13 protein-coding genes and 2 pseudogenes are annotated in these 19,289 nt (G+C 70.5%); 12 read left to right on the top strand and 3 right to left on the bottom strand.

What is annotated here, in order from left to right; genetic code table 11:
• Positions 1-2: 2 nt before the first annotated feature.
• From QF032_RS29700 to QF032_RS29715, 4 genes and pseudogenes are all read left to right on the top strand, one after another.
• A complete protein-coding gene (locus QF032_RS29700; RefSeq protein ID WP_307058155.1) occupies positions 3-1,658 on the top strand; it encodes an ABC transporter substrate-binding protein in 1,656 nt (551 codons plus the stop codon).
• Complete coding sequence (locus QF032_RS29705; protein ID WP_307058157.1) at positions 1,655-3,235, top strand: GH39 family glycosyl hydrolase; 1,581 nt, start codon at positions 1,655-1,657, stop codon at positions 3,233-3,235. The genes QF032_RS29700 and QF032_RS29705 overlap by 4 nt, the downstream gene beginning before the upstream one ends.
• Positions 3,232-3,996, top strand: coding sequence for a hypothetical protein (locus QF032_RS29710; RefSeq protein ID WP_307058159.1), 765 nt, complete (start codon positions 3,232-3,234; stop codon positions 3,994-3,996). Before QF032_RS29705 ends, QF032_RS29710 begins: the two co-directional genes overlap by 4 nt.
• Positions 3,993-4,522 (top strand): annotated as a pseudogene (locus QF032_RS29715) (beta-galactosidase); the annotation flags it as partial. The gene QF032_RS29710 and the pseudogene QF032_RS29715, both read left to right, overlap by 4 nt.
• Positions 4,523-4,557: 35 nt before the next feature.
• Here QF032_RS29715 and QF032_RS29720 read toward each other — a convergent pair.
• Together QF032_RS29720 and QF032_RS29725 are read right to left on the bottom strand one after the other, a co-directional pair.
• Positions 4,558-6,609: an alpha-glucuronidase gene (locus QF032_RS29720; RefSeq protein WP_307058163.1), complete on the bottom strand. Its 2,052-nt coding sequence runs from the start codon at positions 6,607-6,609 to the stop codon at positions 4,558-4,560.
• A gap of 91 nt (positions 6,610-6,700) precedes the next feature.
• Positions 6,701-7,225: a hypothetical protein gene (locus QF032_RS29725; protein WP_307046703.1), complete on the bottom strand. Its 525-nt coding sequence runs from the start codon at positions 7,223-7,225 to the stop codon at positions 6,701-6,703.
• A 505-nt stretch (positions 7,226-7,730) separates the two neighbouring features.
• Here QF032_RS29725 and QF032_RS29730 point away from each other — a divergent pair.
• The 6 genes and pseudogenes from QF032_RS29730 (at position 7,731) to QF032_RS29755 (ending at position 16,429) form a co-directional block, all read left to right on the top strand.
• On the top strand, positions 7,731-8,930 hold the full coding sequence (locus QF032_RS29730; protein ID WP_307046704.1) for an ROK family transcriptional regulator: 1,200 nt from the start codon (positions 7,731-7,733) through the stop codon (positions 8,928-8,930).
• A 122-nt stretch (positions 8,931-9,052) separates the two neighbouring features.
• Positions 9,053-10,153 carry a sugar ABC transporter substrate-binding protein gene (locus QF032_RS29735; RefSeq protein WP_373430394.1) on the top strand — a complete coding sequence of 367 codons (1,101 nt, stop codon included), beginning with the start codon at positions 9,053-9,055 and terminating at the stop codon, positions 10,151-10,153.
• A gap of 314 nt (positions 10,154-10,467) precedes the next feature.
• Positions 10,468-11,260 (top strand): annotated as a pseudogene (locus QF032_RS29740) (ATP-binding cassette domain-containing protein).
• Positions 11,257-12,630, top strand: coding sequence for a sugar ABC transporter permease (locus tag QF032_RS29745; RefSeq protein ID WP_307058165.1), 1,374 nt, complete (start codon positions 11,257-11,259; stop codon positions 12,628-12,630). Before QF032_RS29740 ends, QF032_RS29745 begins: the two are co-directional and overlap by 4 nt.
• Positions 12,631-12,831: 201 nt before the next feature.
• Positions 12,832-14,751 carry a 1-deoxy-D-xylulose-5-phosphate synthase gene (gene dxs, locus QF032_RS29750; RefSeq protein WP_307046708.1) on the top strand — a complete coding sequence of 640 codons (1,920 nt, stop codon included), beginning with the start codon at positions 12,832-12,834 and terminating at the stop codon, positions 14,749-14,751.
• Between the two features lie 157 nt (positions 14,752-14,908).
• Positions 14,909-16,429 carry an amino acid permease gene (locus tag QF032_RS29755; RefSeq protein ID WP_306948652.1) on the top strand — a complete coding sequence of 507 codons (1,521 nt, stop codon included), beginning with the start codon at positions 14,909-14,911 and terminating at the stop codon, positions 16,427-16,429.
• 252 nt (positions 16,430-16,681) lie between these two features.
• Here QF032_RS29755 and QF032_RS29760 read toward each other — a convergent pair whose 3' ends face one another.
• Positions 16,682-17,053, bottom strand: coding sequence for an NTP pyrophosphohydrolase (locus tag QF032_RS29760; RefSeq protein ID WP_307046710.1), 372 nt, complete (start codon positions 17,051-17,053; stop codon positions 16,682-16,684).
• A 192-nt stretch (positions 17,054-17,245) separates the two neighbouring features.
• Between QF032_RS29760 and QF032_RS29765 the strand changes: the two genes are divergently transcribed.
• Positions 17,246-18,262: a hypothetical protein gene (locus QF032_RS29765; RefSeq protein ID WP_307046712.1), complete on the top strand. Its 1,017-nt coding sequence runs from the start codon at positions 17,246-17,248 to the stop codon at positions 18,260-18,262.
• A gap of 399 nt (positions 18,263-18,661) precedes the next feature.
• Positions 18,662-19,219 carry a DUF3291 domain-containing protein gene (locus QF032_RS29770; protein WP_307046714.1) on the top strand — a complete coding sequence of 186 codons (558 nt, stop codon included), beginning with the start codon at positions 18,662-18,664 and terminating at the stop codon, positions 19,217-19,219.
• Positions 19,220-19,289 lie beyond the last annotated feature (70 nt).

Here is a 19,289-nt window from a genome sequence, read left to right on the forward strand (position 1 = left end):
CCGTGAAGAACGCCGGTCAGTTGTCTCGACGTCAAGTCCTCGCGGCCGCGGGCCTCGTCGGCCTCGCTTCCCTCACCGGCTGCGGGAGCGGCGACGAGGGCGAGGACGGAAAGGACCTCTCCAAGAAGCAGAACGGAGCGATGAAGGAGTACCGCGCCGGCGAGCAGTTCAAAGCGTCGAAACCGCTGTCGTTCTCTCTTCTGCACAACAACAACCCGGTCTACCCGATGAAGGACGGCTGGCTGTTCTGGACCGAACTGACCCGCCGCACCGGTGTCACCCTGAAGCCGATCGCCGTCCCGCTGAGCGACTACGAGAAGAAACGCAGCGTCCTCATCGGCGCGGGCGACGCACCGTTCCTCATCCCCAAGACGTACCACCCCTCGGAGGTCGCCTTCGTCTCGTCGGGCGCGATTCTCCCGGTCAGCGAGTACACGCATCTCATGCCCAACTTCCGCGACAAGGTCAGAAAATGGAAGCTGGAGCCGGAACTCGACTCCATCCGGCAGTCCGACGGCAAGTACTACCTGCTGCCCGGCCTGCACGAAAAGGTCAAGTCAGGATACTCGCTGTCGCTGCGCACCGACGTCCTGGGCAAGCTCGGACTGAGCCTGCCCACCACCTGGGACGAGGTGTACGACGTCTTCAAGGCGATCAGGTCCGAGTACCCGGACCGGTACCCCTTCTCCGACCGGTGGAGCACCAACACCCCGTTTCCCGCAGCCGCGCTGTGCAGCTACCTCGGCCAGTCCTTCGGCGTGCGGGCGGGCTGGACCTACGACAACATCAGCTTCGACGCCGAGAAGGACGCCTTCGTCTTCACCGGTGCGACGGACGGCTACCGCCAGATGGTCGAGTACCTGAGGAAACTGGTCGCCGAGAAACTGATGGACCCGGAGAGCTTCACCCAGACCGACGACGACGCGTTGCAGAAACTGCTGGGCCAGAAGTCCTTCGCGATCAGCGCCAACCCGCAGGAGCTGGTCCAGAGCTACCGCTACAACCTGGAGAAACAGGTCAGGGGAGCGAAGATCGAGATGATCCCGGTTCCGCTCGGTCCGGCCGGACCGGTGGTGCTGGGCGGGGCCCGGCTGGAGAACGGGCTGATGATCTCCACCAAGGCTCTCAAGAGCGACTCCTTCGTCGCGATGATGCAGTTCGTCGACTGGCTGTGGTACTCGGACGAGGGGCAGCGGTTCGCCAAGTGGGGTGTGCAGGGCACCACGTACACCTCCGCCGGCGGACAGTACCGGCCCGGGCCCGGGATCAGTCTCATGGGCTCGGACCCGAACGCCCCGAAGGACCTGCAGAAGGACTACGGCTTCTTCAACGGCGTGTTCACCTACGGCGGCAGCTGGGCGCTCGTCTCGTCCTCCTTCAGCCCGGACGAGAAGAAGTTCCAGGACGCGATGTCACAACGCGAGCAACTGCCCGTCGGGCCGGCCCACCCGCTGCAGTCCGTGGAGCAGGAGCAGGCCTCCCTCTGGGACACGCCACTGAGGGACCACGTCACCCAGAACACGCTCAAGTTCGCCCTCGGCAAACGCCCGCTGTCCGAATGGGAGAACTACGTGAGCGAGCTCAAAGGCAAGAACATGGACCGGCTCGTCGGGCTGCACAACAAGGCGCGCGAGCGGTTCGCGAAGGAGAAGGCGTGATCCGGGTGCCCGAGGAGCCCGTGGGCCGGCACACCGATGCCTGGCGTCACTGCGTCGGCACCGGCCGCGTCGAGCTCGCCCTGCGCCGCGACTACCAGGACTCCCTCGCCCTGATACAGCGCGAGATCGGTTTCCGGTACATCCGCGGCCACGGCCTGCTCAGTGACGGGATGGGCGTGTACCGGCCGTACGAGCACGAGGGCGCGCGCCGCGTCCAGCACGTGTTCACCTACGTCGATCAGGTCGTCGACGCCTATCTCGAGGCCGGTCTGCGTCCTTTCGTCGAACTCGGTTTCATGCCGCAGGACCTGGCCTCCGGGCCGCAGTCGGTCTTCTGGTGGCGCGCCAACGTCACCCCGCCCCGCTCGTACCGTGAGTGGGCGGACCTGGTGCGTGCGGTCGTCGTCCACCTCGTGGACCGCTACGGCATCGACGAGATCCGCACCTGGCCGATCGAGGTGTGGAACGAGCCCAATCTGACCGACTTCTGGCAGGGCGCGGACGAGAAGGCCTACCACCGCCTCTATGAGGTGACCGCGCACACCGTGAAGGAGGTGGACGCCGGTCTCCAGGTCGGTGGTCCGGCGATCTCCCCGGGGGCCGACGACTGGCTGGAACGGTTTGCGGAGTTCGTGGAACACCGCGAGGCCCCCGTCGACTTCGTGTCGAAGCACGCCTACAGCTCCGGGCCCGCGCAGCACGTCCCGTTCGGCGTCCACCAGACGCTGGCTCCGGCGTCCGACCTGCTCGATCAGTTCGCCACGCCGCGCCGACGCCTCAAGGGCACCCGGCTGGCCGGCCTGCCGGTGCACATCACCGAGTTCAACTCCTCCTACCGCCCGGACAACCTGATCCACGACACCGCGTTCCACGCCGCCTACCTGGCCCCGGTCCTCGCGCACGGCGGTGACCTGACGGACTCCTTCTCGTACTGGACGTTCAGCGACATGTTCGAGGAGGCCGGCGTCCCCACGGGCCTGTTCCACGGCGGCTTCGGGCTGCTCACCCACCGGCAGGTCAGGAAGCCCACGTACCACCTGTACGCCTTCATGGCCCGGACCGGTTCCGACCTGCTCACCCGCGGCGACGACCACCTCGTCACCCGGCACCCCGACGGTCGGGTCACGCTCCTGGCCTGGGCGCCCGTCGACCCGACCGGCGAGACCGCGGGCCCCGACGGTCACGAGCTGCGTCTGTCCCTCCCCATCAGGACCCGGGAGACCTCCGGGGCGCGAGGGATCCTCAGGGCCGACGACGCAGACGAGGGCAACGAGGCCGGACAGGTGCGGGAGGTCTTCGTCCGCCGTTCCCGCGTCGACGAGGAACGCGGAAACGCTTACACAACCTGGCGGCACATGGGCAGCCCGCGCTCACCGAAGCCCGCACAACTGGACGTCCTGCACGAGGCGGCGGAGCCCGCCCGCAGCCACCGCAGGCTTCCCGTGCGCCAGGGCCGGGCCGAGCTGGACCTCGTCCTGGCCCGCCACGAGATCACCCTCGTCGAACTCGTGCCCGTCGTCGACGAGACGCCGCCCTGGTGGGACGAACACCGCCTGCTCGGCCGGGCGGCCCCATGAGCCCCACAAGCTCCACGAGCGCCACCGACACGGTCAGCACGGTGAGCACGGTGAGCCCCACCGACACGGTGAGCCCCGCGAGCACGGCGGCCACCGCCGGCTTCGGCGCCGGCCCCCTCTCCCGCGCCGCCGCCCTGCTGCACACCCTCCTCGTCGTCGAGGCCCTGTTCCTCGCGGCAGCCGCCCCCGGGTTCGTCGGTCTGCTGCTCCTGGGACCCGACCCGGCCAACCTGCCTCTCGCCGCCGTCTGCCTGCTGCCCCTCGGCCCGGCAGCCTCGGCGGCGCTCTACGCCCTGCACCACCGCAGCGGCGACCTCGCCGACCTCCACCCGGCCCGCGCCTGTCTGCGGGGGTGGCGTCTCAACGCGCTGCCCGCGCTGCGGCTCGAGGCGCCCCTGCTGGCCTGGCTGACGGTGATCGTCTTCACGCTCACGCATTTCACCGCCACCGGACTGCCCGGCTGGTGGGCGGTCCTGCTCGGGGCCGTCGGCGTGACCTCGCTCCTCTGGGGGGCCCACGCGCTCGTCCTCACCTCGTTGTTCACGTTCCGCGCCCGCGACACGGCCCGCCTCGCCGCGTACTTCCTGCTGCGGCGGGGGAGCGTCACCGCGGCCGCGGCCTCTCTGCTCGTCCTGACGGGCGGCCTGACCGCGCTGTTCACGGAGGCCCTGCCCGCCCTGCTGGCCGCCCCGCTGCTGCTCTCCCTGCTGCGGTCCAGCCGCCCGGTGATCGTCGAGACCCAGGAGGACTTCACCGCATGACCGCGCCCCGCACCGGAGACGACGGCCGGCTCCCGCACACCGCCGGAATCCCGTACGGCCGGGACTGCAACCCGAGCAGTGGCCGCAAGAGATCCAGGACGAGGACCACCGCCTGTTCACGCCGGCCGGCATCGACACCCTCACCGTCGGGGTGTTCGGCTGGGCGCTGACCCAGACCGCCGAGAACGACTACGACTTCACGATCTCGGACCGGGTCCTCGACCGCGCCGCCGCCGAGGACCGCCAGGTCTGCCTGGCACCGGGACGGCCGCTCTCCCGCCCTGGCTGGCGAAGAGGTATCCCGAGGCCAACCGCACCGACTTCGAAGGCCGCCGGCACCGCTACGGGCAGCGGCACGACTTCTGCCCCAGCTCGACCGTGTGCCGAAGGCTGTCCACGGCGCTGGCCGGACGCCTCGCCGAACGGTACGCCTCACACCCGGCCTTATTTCGCCTGGCACATCAACAACGAGTACGGAGGCGCTTGTTACTGCGAGCTCTGCGCGCAGGCGTTCCGTGACTGGCTGTGGCTGGACCCGCGGAGGGCGGCCGTCCTGCGACTTCAGTAGATCGTGCGGCCCCGCTCGTCGGCGACCCCGGACTTCCGCAGGAAGTAACTGTTCACCTGGTCGCGCCACTCCCGTGCGCAGCGCACCTGCTCCTCGTACCGCTCCGCCACCCGCGCATGGCGCGCCGGTTCGACCAGGTCCGCGAGGCCCGCCCACACCCGGCGGGCCTCCTCGACCTCCGCCACACCCTCGAAGTGCGTGTCGTAGATGTGTTGCACAACCGTCTTCCCGCTGCTCAGCACATGCCCGTACGGCACGTGGTGGAAGAACAGCAGCAGTTCGTCCGGGCAGGAGCCGGGCGACTCGTACAGCTCGGCCCACGGCCCGGAGTACTGCGCCGCGTACCCGGTGCCGGTGGCGGCGCTCCGGTCGACGCCGATCCCGTCCCGGTCCGCGAAGTGGTACGTCCCCCAGGGGCTGTACTCGTAGCCGTCGACGCCGGGTCCGTAATGGTGCCCCGGCTGCACCATGAAGCCCACGCCCAGCGGCGCGGTGTACTTCTCGTACGTCCGCCACGAGCCGTGCAGCACCGTGCGGAGCCCGTCCACCAGGCGGTCGGCGGCGGACGGGAAGGTCAGCGCGATCCACTCGTCCAGGATCCGGCGGGGCTCGGCGTCCGGCTGCCAGGACAGCCGGCCGAAGGTGTAGAGGTTCGCCTGCGCCAGCGGGTGCCCGGTCCAGAACGGATCGTCCCCCACGTTGGACACGGCCACCATGCCGCCCCGCGCCAACGCGCCGACCGCCGACCCGTGTTCGCCCCCGGGCCGAAACCGCAGCACCTCGCTCCACATCGGCCCGAGCCAGCACACGTGCCGCTGCTGTCCGGTGTACTCCTGGGTGGCCTGCACCTCGACGGCGACCCGGGTGCGGGGCAGCGCGCCGAGCACCGGCGAGACCGGCTCGCGCACCTGGAAGTCCATCGGCCCGTGCTTCACCTGGAGCACGGCGTTGTCCGCGAACTCGCCGTCCAGCGTCGCGAAGTGGTCGTACGCGGCACGCGCCCGGTCCGAGGAGCGGTCCCGCCAGTCCTGCCGGTGGTCGTACACGAACGCCCGCCAGTGGACGGTGCCCCCGTGCGGCGCGAGCGCCGCGGCCAGCATGTTCGCCCCGTCCGCGTGGGAGCGGCCGTAGGTGAACGGGCCCGGCTGCCCCTCGGAGTCGGCCTTGACCACGAACCCGCCGAAGTCCGGGACCGCCGCGTACACCCCGCGCACCGCCTCCGCCCACCACTCGCGCACGGCCGCGTCCAGCGGATCGGCGCAGGCCGGCCCCCCGAGCAGGACCGGCGAGGCGAAGTTCACCGACAGATGGGTCCGGACGCCGTAGGGGCGCAACGCGTCGGCGATGCGCGCGACGTCGCCGACGCGGTCGGTGAGCAGGTGCGCCTCGGCCTCGTGCACGTTGACGTTGTTGACCGAGACGGCGTTGATCCCACAGGCGGCGAGCAGCCTGCCGTACCCCCGGACCCTCTCCAGATCCGCGACGGCCGACCCGTCCCGCCAGAACAGCGAGCCGCCCGCGTACCCGCGCTCCACCTGGCCCATGACCGGGTGCACGGCCACGTTGTCCCAGTGGTCCAGCATCCGCAGTTCCGTCGCGGGGCGATGAGCCTCGGGTGCGCGGTCACCCCGGAAGGCGTCCTCGCCGAGCCGCACGACATGGAACAGCCCGTACAGCAGGCCGCGTTGACCGGACGCCGTGACCGTGGTCGTACCGCCGGACCGCTCGTGGACGAACCCCTCCTCGCCCGGGCTCGCGAGGAGAGCGGGGTCCGTGTGCCGGCCGGCGCCCCCGTGGTGGACCAGACGCAGCACGAGATCGTACGAGCCGTCCGGGACGCCCGGAGCACCCCGCGCGCCCCGCGTGCCGCGGACGACCGCCCCGCCGTAGCGGGCGCATCCCGCGGCCACCTCACCGTGGACCGTCTCCACCAGCGGCCCCGAGCCGTCCACCAGCGTTCGACGGCTTCCCAGCGGGCGCCACACCTCCCGCGGCAGCCAGGCGGGGTCGACTCCCGCCGGCAGAACGGGCACGGTGATCGGCATGGTTCCTCCGTCCTGCGCAGGTATGCCCGGGCTCTCTCCCGGAACTGCCCTGGAACTGTTCCGGACGCGCTTTCAGGGCCCCGGACAAGCTCTATGCGATGGCTGCTCCGGCGCCGCGGGCGGCTCCGATGAGGTCGGTGAGCCCGGCGTCGTCGTACACCGAAATGTCGACGTAAGCGCCTTCGGGCAGGTCGAAGTCCTCCACCTCGTAGTCGAGCACCGCGGAGGTCCCGGGCGGGCTGAACGTCCCCAGGGTGTGCGTCGTGCCGCCGAAGGTGTAGCTGACGCGGACGTAGTACGTGTCCCCGTCGTTGGCGGTGTCGTACACCCACAGCTTCTCGTCGTTCGGGTGGAACTCCACCTTGCCGACGAACGACCCGGAGGCGGTGAGCTCCATCTTCACCGCGTAGCCGCCCGCGTCGTTCGCGAAGTACGTGTTGTCGAACGGGTCCGTGAGGTTGCCGCCGCTGCAGGGGCAGACGTCCGTGTCGTAGTAGTACGCGCGGAACGTGGGGTTCGGGCTGTACGCCTGCGCCGGAGCCGCCGTCGCGAACAGGGCCGCCGCCGCCAGCGTCGCTCCCGCCAGCAGTCCCGTGCACCGCTTGATGAAGTCCATCGTCGCCTGCCCCTCCATGAAGGACCGCCCGCCGCGCGCGGCCGGCCAGTCCACCGTGGAACACGGGTGACGCCCGGCACGGTGGGAGATCGCTGTCGGTCACCACATCATGACAGCAACTCCGCCTCGGCAAGGCGCACTTGACTCACTGGGCCGCTTCTTCCCCCGGGGTTCGCCCCGCTCCCTGCGCCCTCCGCCCGCAGCCGCCTCAACAGTGCGGTGGCCGCGCGCGCACGGGATGTCACCGGCGCTCGCCGTGAGCCGGCCGTCCCGGCTCGCATCCCGGACGTCCGCGCGCCCCCCGAGCAACCCCCGTGCGCAACCCCTCGCGCCCGCCTCCGTACCGTCCGTTACCGATCGTTTCGCCACACTCCGTGTCTCTCCGCAACCGGGCGGATACTGTTCAACCTCTTGACGGGAGGCAACGCGAACGGCTCAGCTTAGAGTTCACTAGTTGGACATAGACGGGGTCTCATCGATGCGGCCCCGCGCGCAGGAGGTCGTCGTGGAGACTCCGGGGTCGCAGTCGTCGCTGCACCGAGCCAACCTGGAGCGGGTCGTACGCGCCGTGCGTCTGGCCGGGTCCCTCACACAGGCGGAGATCGCCCGGGCGACCGGTCTGTCCGCCGCGACCGTCTCCAACATCGTGCGGGAGTTGAAGGACGGCGGCACCGTGGAGGTGACGCCCACCTCGGCCGGTGGACGAAGGGCCCGCAGCGTCAGTCTGAGCGGCGACGCCGGCATCGTCATAGGGGTCGATTTCGGGCACACGCACCTCCGGGTGGCCGTGGGCAACCTGGCCCATCAGGTCCTCGCGGAGGAGTCCGAGCCGCTGGACGTGGACGCCTCGTCGACGCAGGGCTTCGACCGGGCGGAACAGCTGGTCAGCCGGTTGATAGAGGCCACCGGGGTGGACCGCGCGAAGATCGCGGGCGTCGGTCTGGGCGTGCCCGGCCCGATCGATCTGGAGTCCGGCACGCTCGGTTCGTCCGCCATCCTGCCCGGCTGGATCGGCACCAGGCCCGCACAGGAGATGCGAGGCCGGCTCGGCGTGCCCGTGCACGTGGACAACGACGCCAACCTCGGGGCCCTCGGCGAGATGGTCTGGGGCAGCGGCCGGGGCGTGCGCGACCTCGCGTACATCAAGGTCGCCAGCGGTGTCGGAGCCGGTCTGGTGATCGAGGGGAAGATCTACCGCGGGCCCGGCGGAACCGCTGGAGAAATCGGACATATTACACTTGACGAGTCCGGCCCGGTCTGCCGCTGCGGAAACCGGGGCTGCCTGGAGACCTTCGCGGCCGCGCGCTATGTGCTCCCCCTCCTCCAGTCCAGTCACGGCACGGATCTGACGATGGAAGGTGTGGTGCGGCTGGCCAGGGACGGTGATCCGGGCTGCCGTCGGGTGATCGCCGACGTCGGCCGACACGTCGGCAGTGGAGTGGCCAATCTGTGCAATCTGCTGAACCCGAGCCGGGTGGTCCTGGGCGGTGATCTCGCCGAGGCGGGAGAGCTGGTGCTCGGTCCGATAAGGGAGTCCGTCGGCCGCTATGCGATCCCGAGTGCGGCGCGTCAACTCTCCGTTCTCCCGGGGGCACTTGGAGGTCGTGCCGAGGTGCTCGGAGCACTCGCTCTCGCACTGAGCGAGATGGGCGATTCGACCCTTTTGGACGGCACTCTGACTGCAGCGACACCTGCCTTCACTTAGAGAACGAATGACGCCGTTGCCATCTCGTTAAGTATTTACTTCTTGACGCCGAACTTGCGGCCGAGTTGACTTCGAGCCACCTCGGCCGCAGCGCTGCGGCCCTGTCAGGGAGGCACACCCCAATGAACGCAACGATGCGTAGAGTCGTGATCGGCGCCACCGCCGTGTCCATGGCGCTGTCGATTGCCGCGTGCGGCAAGGCGGGCGACGACAAGGACAGCGACTCCGGTAGCAGCAGCTCGGGCGACAAGTCCATCGGCCTGCTGCTTCCCGACAGCGTCACCGCGCGGTACGAGAAGTTCGACAAGCCGTACTTCGACGCCAAGGTCAAGGCGCTCTGCTCCGACTGCAAGCTCGAGTACGCCAACGCCGCAGCCGACCCGGCCAAGCAGGCGCAGCAGGTCAGCAGCATGGTCACCAAGGGCGTGAAGGTCATCGTGATCTCCGCCCAGGACTCCGCCGCGATCAAGTCCTCGATCCAGTCCGCGGTCGACAAGGGCGTCAAGGTCGTCGCGTACGACCGTCTCGCCCAGGGTCCGGTCAGCGCGTACGTCTCGTTCGACAACGTCAAGGTCGGCGAGCTCCAGGGCCAGGCCCTGCTCGACGCCCTCGGCGCGAAGGCGACCCCCACCTCCAAGATCGTCATGATCAACGGTGACGACGCCGACCCGAACGCCGGCCAGTTCAAGCAGGGCGCGCACAAGGTCCTCGACGGCAAGGTCGACATCGCCTACGAGCAGTCCGGCCTCTGGAAGGACACCGTCGCCGCCCAGAAGATGTCCGCGGCCATCACCCAGCTGGGCGCCAAGAACATCGCGGGCGTCTACGCCGCCAACGACGGCATGGCCGGCGGCATCGCCAACACCCTCAAGGGCGCGAAGATCAGCGGCATCCCGCTGACCGGCCAGGACGCGGAGCTCGCGGGCATCCAGCGCATCGTCGCCGGCACCCAGTCCTCCACCGTCTACAAGGCCTTCAAGCCGGAGGCCGAGGCCGCCGCCCAGCTCGCGGTCGACCTGCTCAACGGCAAGGACATCAAGGGCGCCGCCTCCGAGACGCTCACCAGCGGCTCCGGCGACAAGGTTCCCTCGCAGCTGCTGACCCCGGTGTCGGTCACCAAGGCCAACATCAAGGACACGGTCGTCAAGGACGGTCTCTACACCGTCGCCGACATCTGCACCGCCGAGTACGCCGCCGCCTGCAAGGCCGCCGGCCTCCAGTAACGGCTCCCGGTCCCGAGGGCCACGCCCGGGCCGCGCCGCACACCGCGCCGCTCCCCGGAACCGGCCCTCGGGACCGCCGGCCGCCCCGCGGTCCCGTGAGGCCTGTCCGACGCCCGCCCCACCTTCACACCCCGCTGCCGGAGCGGGCGTCGGACGGAACCGTTGCCCAGCGAGAGAACCGTTGCCAAGCGCAGCGGATTCACGCATGTTCATCTTGTAAACCTCGTGCGTCGACGTCGCCCCCGCGTCGTCGGCCACATCCCTCCGCGCCTGTCTTTGCGCGCGGCATCCCCGCCGGTCAGGCGGCGAAGGAGATGGTTCACGTGTCCGCTACGCCCGTGCTGGCGTTGCGCGGAATCTCCAAGCGGTTCGGTGCGGTGCAGGCACTCACCGACGTCGAGCTGGAGGTCCACGCCGGAGAAGTGGTCGCCCTGGTGGGCGACAACGGCGCAGGGAAGTCGACCCTGGTCAAGACGATCGCGGGTGTCCACCCCATCGATGACGGCGTCATCGAGTGGGAGGGCCGGCCGGTCAGCATCGACAAGCCGCACGACGCCCAGGGACTCGGCGTCGCGACGGTCTACCAGGACCTTGCGCTGTGCGACAACCTCGACGTCGTCGGCAATCTGTACCTGGGACGGGAGCTGCTGCGACGGCGGCGTCATCGACGAGGTGTCGATGGAGAAGAACGCCCGCGAGCTGCTCTCCACGCTCTCCATCCGCATCCCGAGCGTCCGCATCCCGATCGCGAGCCTCTCGGGCGGTCAGCGACAGGTCGTCGCGATCGCCCGCGCGCTGATCGGCGACCCGAAGGTCGTCATCCTCGACGAGCCCACCGCGGCGCTCGGCGTCGAGCAGACGGCGCAGGTCCTCGACCTGGTCGAGCGGCTGCGCGAGCGCGACCTCGGCGTCATCCTCATCAGCCACAACATGGCCGACGTCAAGGCGGTCGCGGACACCGTCGCCGTCCTGCGTCTGGGCAAGAACAACGGCTCCTTCCCCGTGAAGGACACCAGCCACGAAGAGATCATCGCCGCGATCACCGGTGCCACGGACAACGCCGTGACCCGTCGTGCGGGGCGTCGCACCGCGGAGGCGGCCAAGTGAGCGACACGTCGAAGACCGTGAAGAGCGACTCCACAGAGCCCGGGAAGGCCGAGACGGGCACCAAGCTCGAGAAGACCCAGGGCTTCGCCGAGGACCAGACGACCGTCGCGCCCGCCGACGACCCGACGGCCGCGCCCGTCTCCGTCGTCGACCCGCGGCTGCTGATCCGCGAGGAGGGCCTCAAGGGCTACGTCACCGAGTTCAAGCGCAAGGTCAAGGGCGGCGAGCTCGGCCAGATCCCGGTCGTCCTCGGCCTGATCGTCATCTGGACGATCTTCCAGCTGGAGAACGACCGCTTCCTGAGCGCCGGCAACCTCTCCGACATCAGCTACTTCATGTCGGCCACGGGCATGCTCGCCATCGGCCTGGTGTTCGTGCTGCTGCTCGGCGAGATCGACCTGTCCGTCGGCTCCGTCAGCGGCCTGGCGTCCACGGTGTTCGCGGTGTTCGTGGTGAACCACAGCATGAACCCGTGGCTCTCGCTGGTCCTGACGATCCTGACCGGCATCGCCATCGGAGCGCTGCACGGCTGGTTCTTCGCGAAGATCGGCGTACCGGCGTTCGTCGTCACCCTGGCCGGTTTCCTCGGCTGGAACGGCCTGATGCTGTGGCTGCTGGGCTCCAGCGGCACCATCAACATCCCGTCGGACAGCGGTCCGGTGCACCTGCTGGGCAAGAGCTCCTTCTTCATGGACCAGGCCATCATCGGCGCCTACCTGCTGGCGGGCCTCGCCGTCGTGCTGTCCCTGGTGGGCAATTTCGGTGAGCAGCGTCGCCGCCGGGCCGCGGGCGTCCCGCACCGGGCCACCAGCGAGATCCTGCTGCGCGTGGGCGCTCTGGCCGTCGCGTCCTTCGTGACCGCGGCCGTGCTGAACAACGCCGAGGGTGTCTCCAACGCACTGGTGATCTTCCTGGCCACGCTGGTGATCGTGGACTTCGTGCTGCGTCGCACCACGTACGGCCGCAAGGTGTTCGCGGTCGGCGGCGGCATCGAGGCCGCCCGCCGGGCCGGCATCAACGTGCCGATGGTGCGGATCACCGTCTTCGCCATCTCCGGCGGCTTCGCGGCGGTCGGCGGCATGTTCTTCGCCGGCGTGACGGCGTCCGCGACGCTCAACGCAGGCGGCGGCAACACCCTGATGCTCGCCATCGCGGCGGCCGTCATCGGCGGCACCAGCCTCTTCGGCGGCCGCGGCACCGTCTGGTCCGCCCTCCTGGGCATGCTGGTCATCCAGTCCATCCAGACCGGTCTCGACCTGCTGAACATGAACACCTCGATCCAGTACATGATCACCGGTGGTGTTCTGCTCGGCGCCGTCGTCATCGACTCGGTGTCCCGCAAGAGCCAGAAGGCGGCCGGCCGAGGCTAGTCCTTCCGTACGACGCACGACCCCCTGTGCCCGGCATCCGTTCAGATGCCGGGCACAGTCGTGTCATGGGAACGGTGGATCGTGGGTACGGCCGTTCGGGTGACGTAAGACGCACGGGCCGGACTCCGGCCGCCCCGGCGGAACATTAGACTCGACAAGCCCGGCAACAGCTCGATCAGCTTTTACTGCAAGGAGGCACGGGTGCCGCTGCTGACCCGCATCAGGGGACCGCGCGATCTGGACCGGCTCAGCCTGGAAGAGCTGGGCCGGCTGGCGGGGGAGATCCGCACCTTCCTCGTGGACGCCGTCTCCAAGACCGGTGGCCACCTCGGCCCCAACCTCGGCGTGGTCGAGCTCACCCTCGCCCTGCACAGGGTCTTCGAGTCGCCCAAGGACAAGGTCCTGTGGGACACCGGACACCAGTCCTATGTGCACAAGCTGCTCACCGGCCGGCAGGACTTCTCCCGGCTGAAGATGAAGGGCGGCCTGTCCGGCTACCCCTCGCAGGCCGAGTCCGAGCACGACGTCATCGAGAACAGCCACGCCTCCACGGTGCTCGGCTGGGCCGACGGCATCGCCAAGGCCAACCAGATCCTCGAACGCGACAGCCACGTCGTGGCGGTCATCGGCGACGGCGCGCTCACCGGAGGCATGGCCTGGGAGGCCCTGAACAACATCGCCGACGGGGACCGCCCGCTGGTCATCGTCGTCAACGACAACGAGCGCTCGTACGCGCCGACCATCGGCGGCCTCGCCAACCACCTCGCCACCCTGCGCACGACGGACGGTTACGAGCGTTTCCTGGCCCGCGGGAAGGACCTCCTCGAGCGCACGCCCGTCGTCGGCAAGCCGCTCTACGAGACCCTGCACGGCGCCAAGAAGGGCCTGAAGGACTTCATCGCCCCGCAGGGCATGTTCGAGGACCTCGGCCTGAAGTACGTCGGCCCGATCGACGGCCACGACATCGAGGCGCTGGAGTCCGCGCTGGCCCGCGCCAAGCGCTTCGGCGGCCCGGTGATCGTGCACTGCCTCACCGAGAAGGGCCGCGGCTACCAGCCCGCCCTGCAGGACGAGGCCGACCGCTTCCACGCCGTCGGCAAGATCCACCCCGACACCGGCCTGCCGATCGCCACCTCCGGCGCCGACTGGACGTCCGTCTTCGGCGACGAGATGGTCAGGCTCGGCGAGGACCGCGCGGACATCGTCGCGATCACCGCCGCCATGCTCCAGCCGGTCGGCCTCGACAAGTTCGCCAAGGCCTTCCCGGACCGGGTCTACGACGTGGGCATCGCCGAGCAGCACGGCGCGGTGTCCGCCGCGGGCCTGGCCCACGGCGGGGTGCATCCGGTGTTCGCGGTGTACGCCACATTCCTCAATCGTGCCTTCGACCAGGTCCTCATGGACGTCGCCCTCCACAAGTGCGGTGTGACCTTCGTACTGGACCGGGCGGGCGTCACCGGCACCGACGGCGCCTCCCACAACGGCATGTGGGACATGTCGATCCTCCAGGTCGTCCCGGGCCTCCGGCTCGCCGCCCCGCGCGACGCCGACCAGGTCCGCGCCCAGCTGCGCGAGGCCGTCGCCGTCGACGACGCGCCGACCGTCGTCCGCTTCTCCAAGGGCGCCGTCGGCCCCGCGGTGCCCGCCGTGGGCCGCGTCGGCGGGATGGACGTGCTGCGCGAGAGCGGCACCGACACCCCCGACGTGCTGCTGGTCTCCGTGGGCGCGCTCGCCCCGATGTGCCTGGAGATCGCGACCCTCCTCGACCGGCAGGGCATCACCACCACGGTCGTCGACCCGCGCTGGGTCAAGCCCGTCGACGAGGCCATGGCCCCGCTCGCCGAGCGGCACCGCGTGGTCGTCACCGTCGAGGACAACTCCCGTGTCGGCGGCGTCGGATCGGCGATCGCCCAGGCCCTGCGCGACGCGGGCGTCGACGTCCCGCTGCGTGACTTCGGCATCCCGCCCCGCTTCCTCGACCACGCCTCCCGCGCCGAGGTCATGGCCGAGATCGGCCTCACCGCGCCCGACATCGCGCGACAGGTCACCGGTCTGGTCTCCAAGCTCGACGGACGGTACGGCAGCGCGGCGGCCGAGTCCGTGGAGCCCGCCCGCGACTGACGCCGCCGCAGGCGACCCGAGCCGCCCGGACGGACCGCTTCCACCACTGTGAAGAGTGGTGGAAGCGGTCCATTCGCGTTAACCGACCCGTGCCGGGGCATACGGTCTACGCCCCCTCTCGATCATGTCGAGGACGACACAGCGTGGGAGGTACCCCGTGAGCAGCACCCTCTTCCGGACGAAGAAGGTCGAGCAGTCCATCCTCGATACCGAGGAGCCAGAACACGCGCTCAAGAAATCCTTGTCCGCGCTGGACCTGACCGTCTTCGGCGTCGGCGTCATCATCGGCACCGGCATCTTCGTCCTCACCGGCACGGTCGCCAAGAACAACGCCGGCCCGGCCGTGGCCCTGGCCTTCGTGGTGGCCGGGGTCGTCTGCGCGCTCGCCGCGCTCTGCTACGCCGAGTTCGCCTCCACCGTCCCGGTGGCGGGCTCCGCCTACACCTTCTCGTACGCCTCCCTCGGCGAACTGCCCGCCTGGATCATCGGCTGGGACCTGGTCCTGGAGTTCGCGCTCGGCACCGCGGTGGTCGCCGTCGGCTGGTCCGGCTACATCGCCTCACTGCTGGACAACGCCGGCTGGCACCTGCCGGCGGCGCTCGGCAGCCGCGACGGGGCCGACGGCTTCGGCTTCGACATCCTCGCCGCCGCGCTGGTCCTGGTGCTCACCGCCATCCTCGTGCTCGGCACCAAGCTCTCCGCGCGCGTGACTTCGATCGTGGTCGCCATCAAGGTGACGGTCGTGCTGACCGTGATCGTCGCCGGCGCCTTCTTCATCAAGGGCGACAACTACGACCCGTTCATTCCCAAGGCGCAGGCCGTGGAGGCCGGTGGAGGGCTGAACTCCCCGCTCATCCAGCTGATGTTCGGCTGGGCCCCCTCCAACTTCGGCGTCATGGGCATCTTCACCGCCGCCTCGGTGGTGTTCTTCGCCTTCATCGGCTTCGACGTGGTCGCCACGGCCGCGGAGGAGACCAAGCACCCGCAGCGGGACATGCCCCGCGGCATCATCGGCTCCCTCATCATCTGCACCACGCTGTACGTGCTGGTGTCGATCGTCGTCACCGGCATGGAGCACTACACCAAGCTGTCCATCACCGCGCCGCTCGCCGACGCCTTCAAGGCCACCGGGCACCCCTGGTTCGCGGGCTTCATCAGCTTCGGCGCCGCCGTCGGCCTCACCACCGTCTGCATGATCCTGCTGCTGGGCCAGACCCGCGTCTTCTTCGCGATGAGCCGGGACGGACTGCTGCCCCGCTTCTTCTCCCACGTCCACCCGCGCTACAAGACCCCACACCGGCCGACCATCCTGCTCGGCGTGATCATCGCGATCGTCGCCGGCTTCACCCCGCTGAGCGAACTCGCCGAGCTGGTCAACATCGGCACCCTGTTCGCCTTCGTGGTCGTCGCGATCGGCGTGGTCCTCCTGCGCAGGTCCCGCCCCGACCTGCACCGGGCCTTCCGCACCCCGTGGGTGCCGTTCGTCCCGATCCTGTCGGTGCTCGCCTCGTTCTGGCTGATGCTCAACCTGCCCGCCGAGACCTGGCTGCGGTTCGGCGTCTGGATGGTCATCGGATGCGTCGTCTACTTCCTCTACGGCCGCTCCCACAGCCGCCTCGCACGAGGTGAGGCGTCCACCGCCCCCACCCCGGGCCCCGGCGGCGCCGGCCCCGTGTGACGTGCCCCTGAGCCCGGCTCCGACGGCGACCGCCGGGGCCGGGCTCTCCGCTGTGCCGTCCCTCCCCGTGCGCCCCGCCCGGCCCCGCTCGGAACGTAGCGAGGCGTGGGGTCCGGTCGGTCCGGGGAGTGCGGCAATGCCCGGCCGTTCGGCGGGAGTGCGCCGCGCCGGCGTCCGTCGCACGCGGGCGCCGGACGCACGTCCGTGCCCTCCCGGTCGGCCGTCGGCCGTCAGCGGCGGCCCGGCGTCGCCTCAGCCGCGTACCGCGCGCGGCCCCGTGACGTCCGCGCCGAGGTCCGTCACACGGCGGCGCAGCTCACGGTCGGCGGTGACGACCAGACGGTGGCGGCCGGCGGCCTCGGCGACCAGTTCGACGATGCGGTCGTCACCGCTGCCGGGGGCCGCCTCCACCCGCACGCCGGGCGCCGGCTCCACCCCGCGGGCCGTGCCCTCGACGACGAGGACGATGTCCACGGGCCCGGAGTGCCCCGCGAGGCCGTCCGCGGCCAGCCGGTCGCGCAACCGCTCCGCCGCGCCCCGCCGGTCCCGCCACCATCCGTCGGGGACCGACCCGACGACGTTCGCGGCGTCGACGATCACGAGCAGCGCGGTGTTGTCGTCCATGCGGACCAGCGTCGCACGGACGGCCCCGGGGACGGGACCCGTGGTCGCGACGGCAGACGAGAAGCAAGACGAGACCCGTGGTCGCGACGGCAGAAGCGACCCGCGGACGAGGCCCGCGGAAGAGACCCGTGGACGAGTTCTCCGGACGAGACCCGCGACGGCGCCGTCAGGGCCCCGGCATAAAGTGATGGGGTGAACGGCGACTGGCTCATACGCGGCCGCGACGGACGGCTGGCTGTCTATCTGATGTCGGACGACGCCGTCCTGTGCCGGGCGGAACACGTTCCGGGCGGCCCCTGGGAGGCCCCGCGCGGGGTCGGGGGCGACCAGAGACTCCACCAGGTCCTCGCCGTCGGTCAGGGCGCGAACGGGTACGCCCACCTGGCCTCCTGGCGCCCCACCAGCCGGGAGGCGGCGGCGCTGGTGCACTCGACGCACTTCCGGCCCCTGCTCGCCCCGCTCGACTGGGCCCCCGTCGGCCATCCCGACAAGACGGGCGACCGCACCGGAACGCCCGCGGTCGCCGTGGACGCCCAGGGACGCGCGCACGTCTTCGTCCGCAACTCCGGCGCCGGACTGTCCATGGTCGCCCAGAAGGAGAAGGGCGGCTGGGATCCCTGGCGCGACCTGAAGGGGCAGGGCGTCGAGGGGCCGCCCGTCGCGGCGGCGGGCGCCTCCGGCTGCGTCGAGGCGTTCGCCGTCGGGTCCGACGGTCTCCTGCACTGGCGGCAGGAGGGGCCGGGCGCGCAGCCGGTGCTGCAGGAGCCCGTCAAGACGCCCGTCCGGCCGGGCACGCTGCGGGCCCTGGCCACCTCGGCGGAGCACGTCACGCTCTTCTACACCGACGACGCCGGCGACCTGTGCGCCTGGCGTCCCGGCGGCGAGCCCGTCGCGGTGCTCGCCGCCGCCGGACCGGGCCCGGTCGCCGCGATCCGCACCCGGCTCGACGGCCACGACTGCACACTGCTCGCCCAGCGCTCCGCGAGCGGCCGTGTCGCGTTCGCCGCCTATCCGACCGAACGCGAGTCGGCCGGTGCCTGGTGGACCGAGTCCGGCCCCCAGCTGCCCGCCGACGCCGGCGTGGCGCTCGCGAAGGACCACGAGGACCGGGTGGTCGCGGCCGCCCTGTCCCCGTCGACAGGCCTTTTGCAGCTCACCCGCCGCAAGGACGAGCCGGGCCTGGCCCTCACGGCCTGGCAGACGGTCTGAGGCGCGGACGACCGCCTCCGCGCCGAGCCCCCGGCCCACCGTTTCCCCTGCGGACGCACGACGGACGCCCTCTGCCCCCGGCGGCGCGGCGAGGTCGCCCGCGAGCCAGGTCGGGGTCGGCCGTCGATCTGGAGCACCGGACACCGGACATCGGGCATCGGGCTCGGACGCAGGCCGGCAAGAAGCCACTTGCACGCGGAAAACGCAACTTCGACACGGCCTCGTCGGGGCCGCTACCTTCACCTGGCCTTCGGTGGTCGCCCGCGGTCGCACAGGGGGTCTTTCAGGCTGGGCCACCCGCGACGGACGGGATGAGCCGGCACGCCCACGGATCCCCGTCCCCCTGTGTAAGCCACCGAACCACGTCCACACCAGGCACCCCCGACCAGGGAGAGACCTATGCCCCGTCTTGCGCTGTACACGTTCGGCGTCCTGAAGTCACCTCTCGTCGATCCCGCCTCTCTCACGCGCGAGTTCTACGACATCGGTGGGGCCGTCTACCGGACGGTCAGCCGGCACCCCGGATACCTCGCGCATGCCGAAGCGGCGGACGCCGACCGGGGCACGCTCTTCGAGGCGGACTGGGGTGCGTGGGGAGAGTTCGCCGTACCGACCTGGTACAGCAAGGGCCGTACCCGGGAGACCACCGCCCTGGCCGCCACCCTCTCGCTCTGGACCGCCCTGCGCCCCGCCTTCGACGCCGTCTACACCGGTCTGCACCGTGAGGCGCTGAACAGGCGTTACGACTGGTTCGAGAGGACGGGGCACCCGAACTACGTGTTCTGGTGGGTCGCCGACGGCGTGACACCCACCTGGCGGGACGGGGTTCGCCGGCTCGAGCACCTCCACGACCACGGCTCCGTGCCGCACGCCTTCACCTACCCCCACCCGTTCGCCCCGGACGGAACGGCGACCCGGATCAACGGCATCGGGCCGAAGAGCGACCAGGTTCCCTGACGGGCCGCGCGCCCCTCTCGACCGGCGGATCCGTCCTCGGCTCCGGTCGGACCGGCCCGGAGCGCTTCCA

Source organism: Streptomyces achromogenes (genome assembly GCF_030816715.1).
Taxonomy (GTDB): domain Bacteria; phylum Actinomycetota; class Actinomycetes; order Streptomycetales; family Streptomycetaceae; genus Streptomyces; species Streptomyces achromogenes_A.

Bases quoted from the DNA above. Each gene is read 5' to 3' on its own strand.
- QF032_RS29710 (WP_307058159.1), top strand. From the start codon at position 3,232: ATGAGCCCCACAAGCTCCACGAGCGCCACCGACACGGTCAGCACGGTG.
- QF032_RS29720 (WP_307058163.1), bottom strand. From the start codon at position 6,609: ATGCCGATCACCGTGCCCGTTCTGCCGGCGGGAGTCGACCCCGCCTGG.
- QF032_RS29725 (WP_307046703.1), bottom strand. From the start codon at position 7,225: ATGGACTTCATCAAGCGGTGCACGGGACTGCTGGCGGGAGCGACGCTG.
- QF032_RS29735 (WP_373430394.1), top strand. From the start codon at position 9,053: ATGAACGCAACGATGCGTAGAGTCGTGATCGGCGCCACCGCCGTGTCC.
- QF032_RS29760 (WP_307046710.1), bottom strand. From the start codon at position 17,053: ATGGACGACAACACCGCGCTGCTCGTGATCGTCGACGCCGCGAACGTC.
- QF032_RS29770 (WP_307046714.1), top strand. From the start codon at position 18,662: ATGCCCCGTCTTGCGCTGTACACGTTCGGCGTCCTGAAGTCACCTCTC.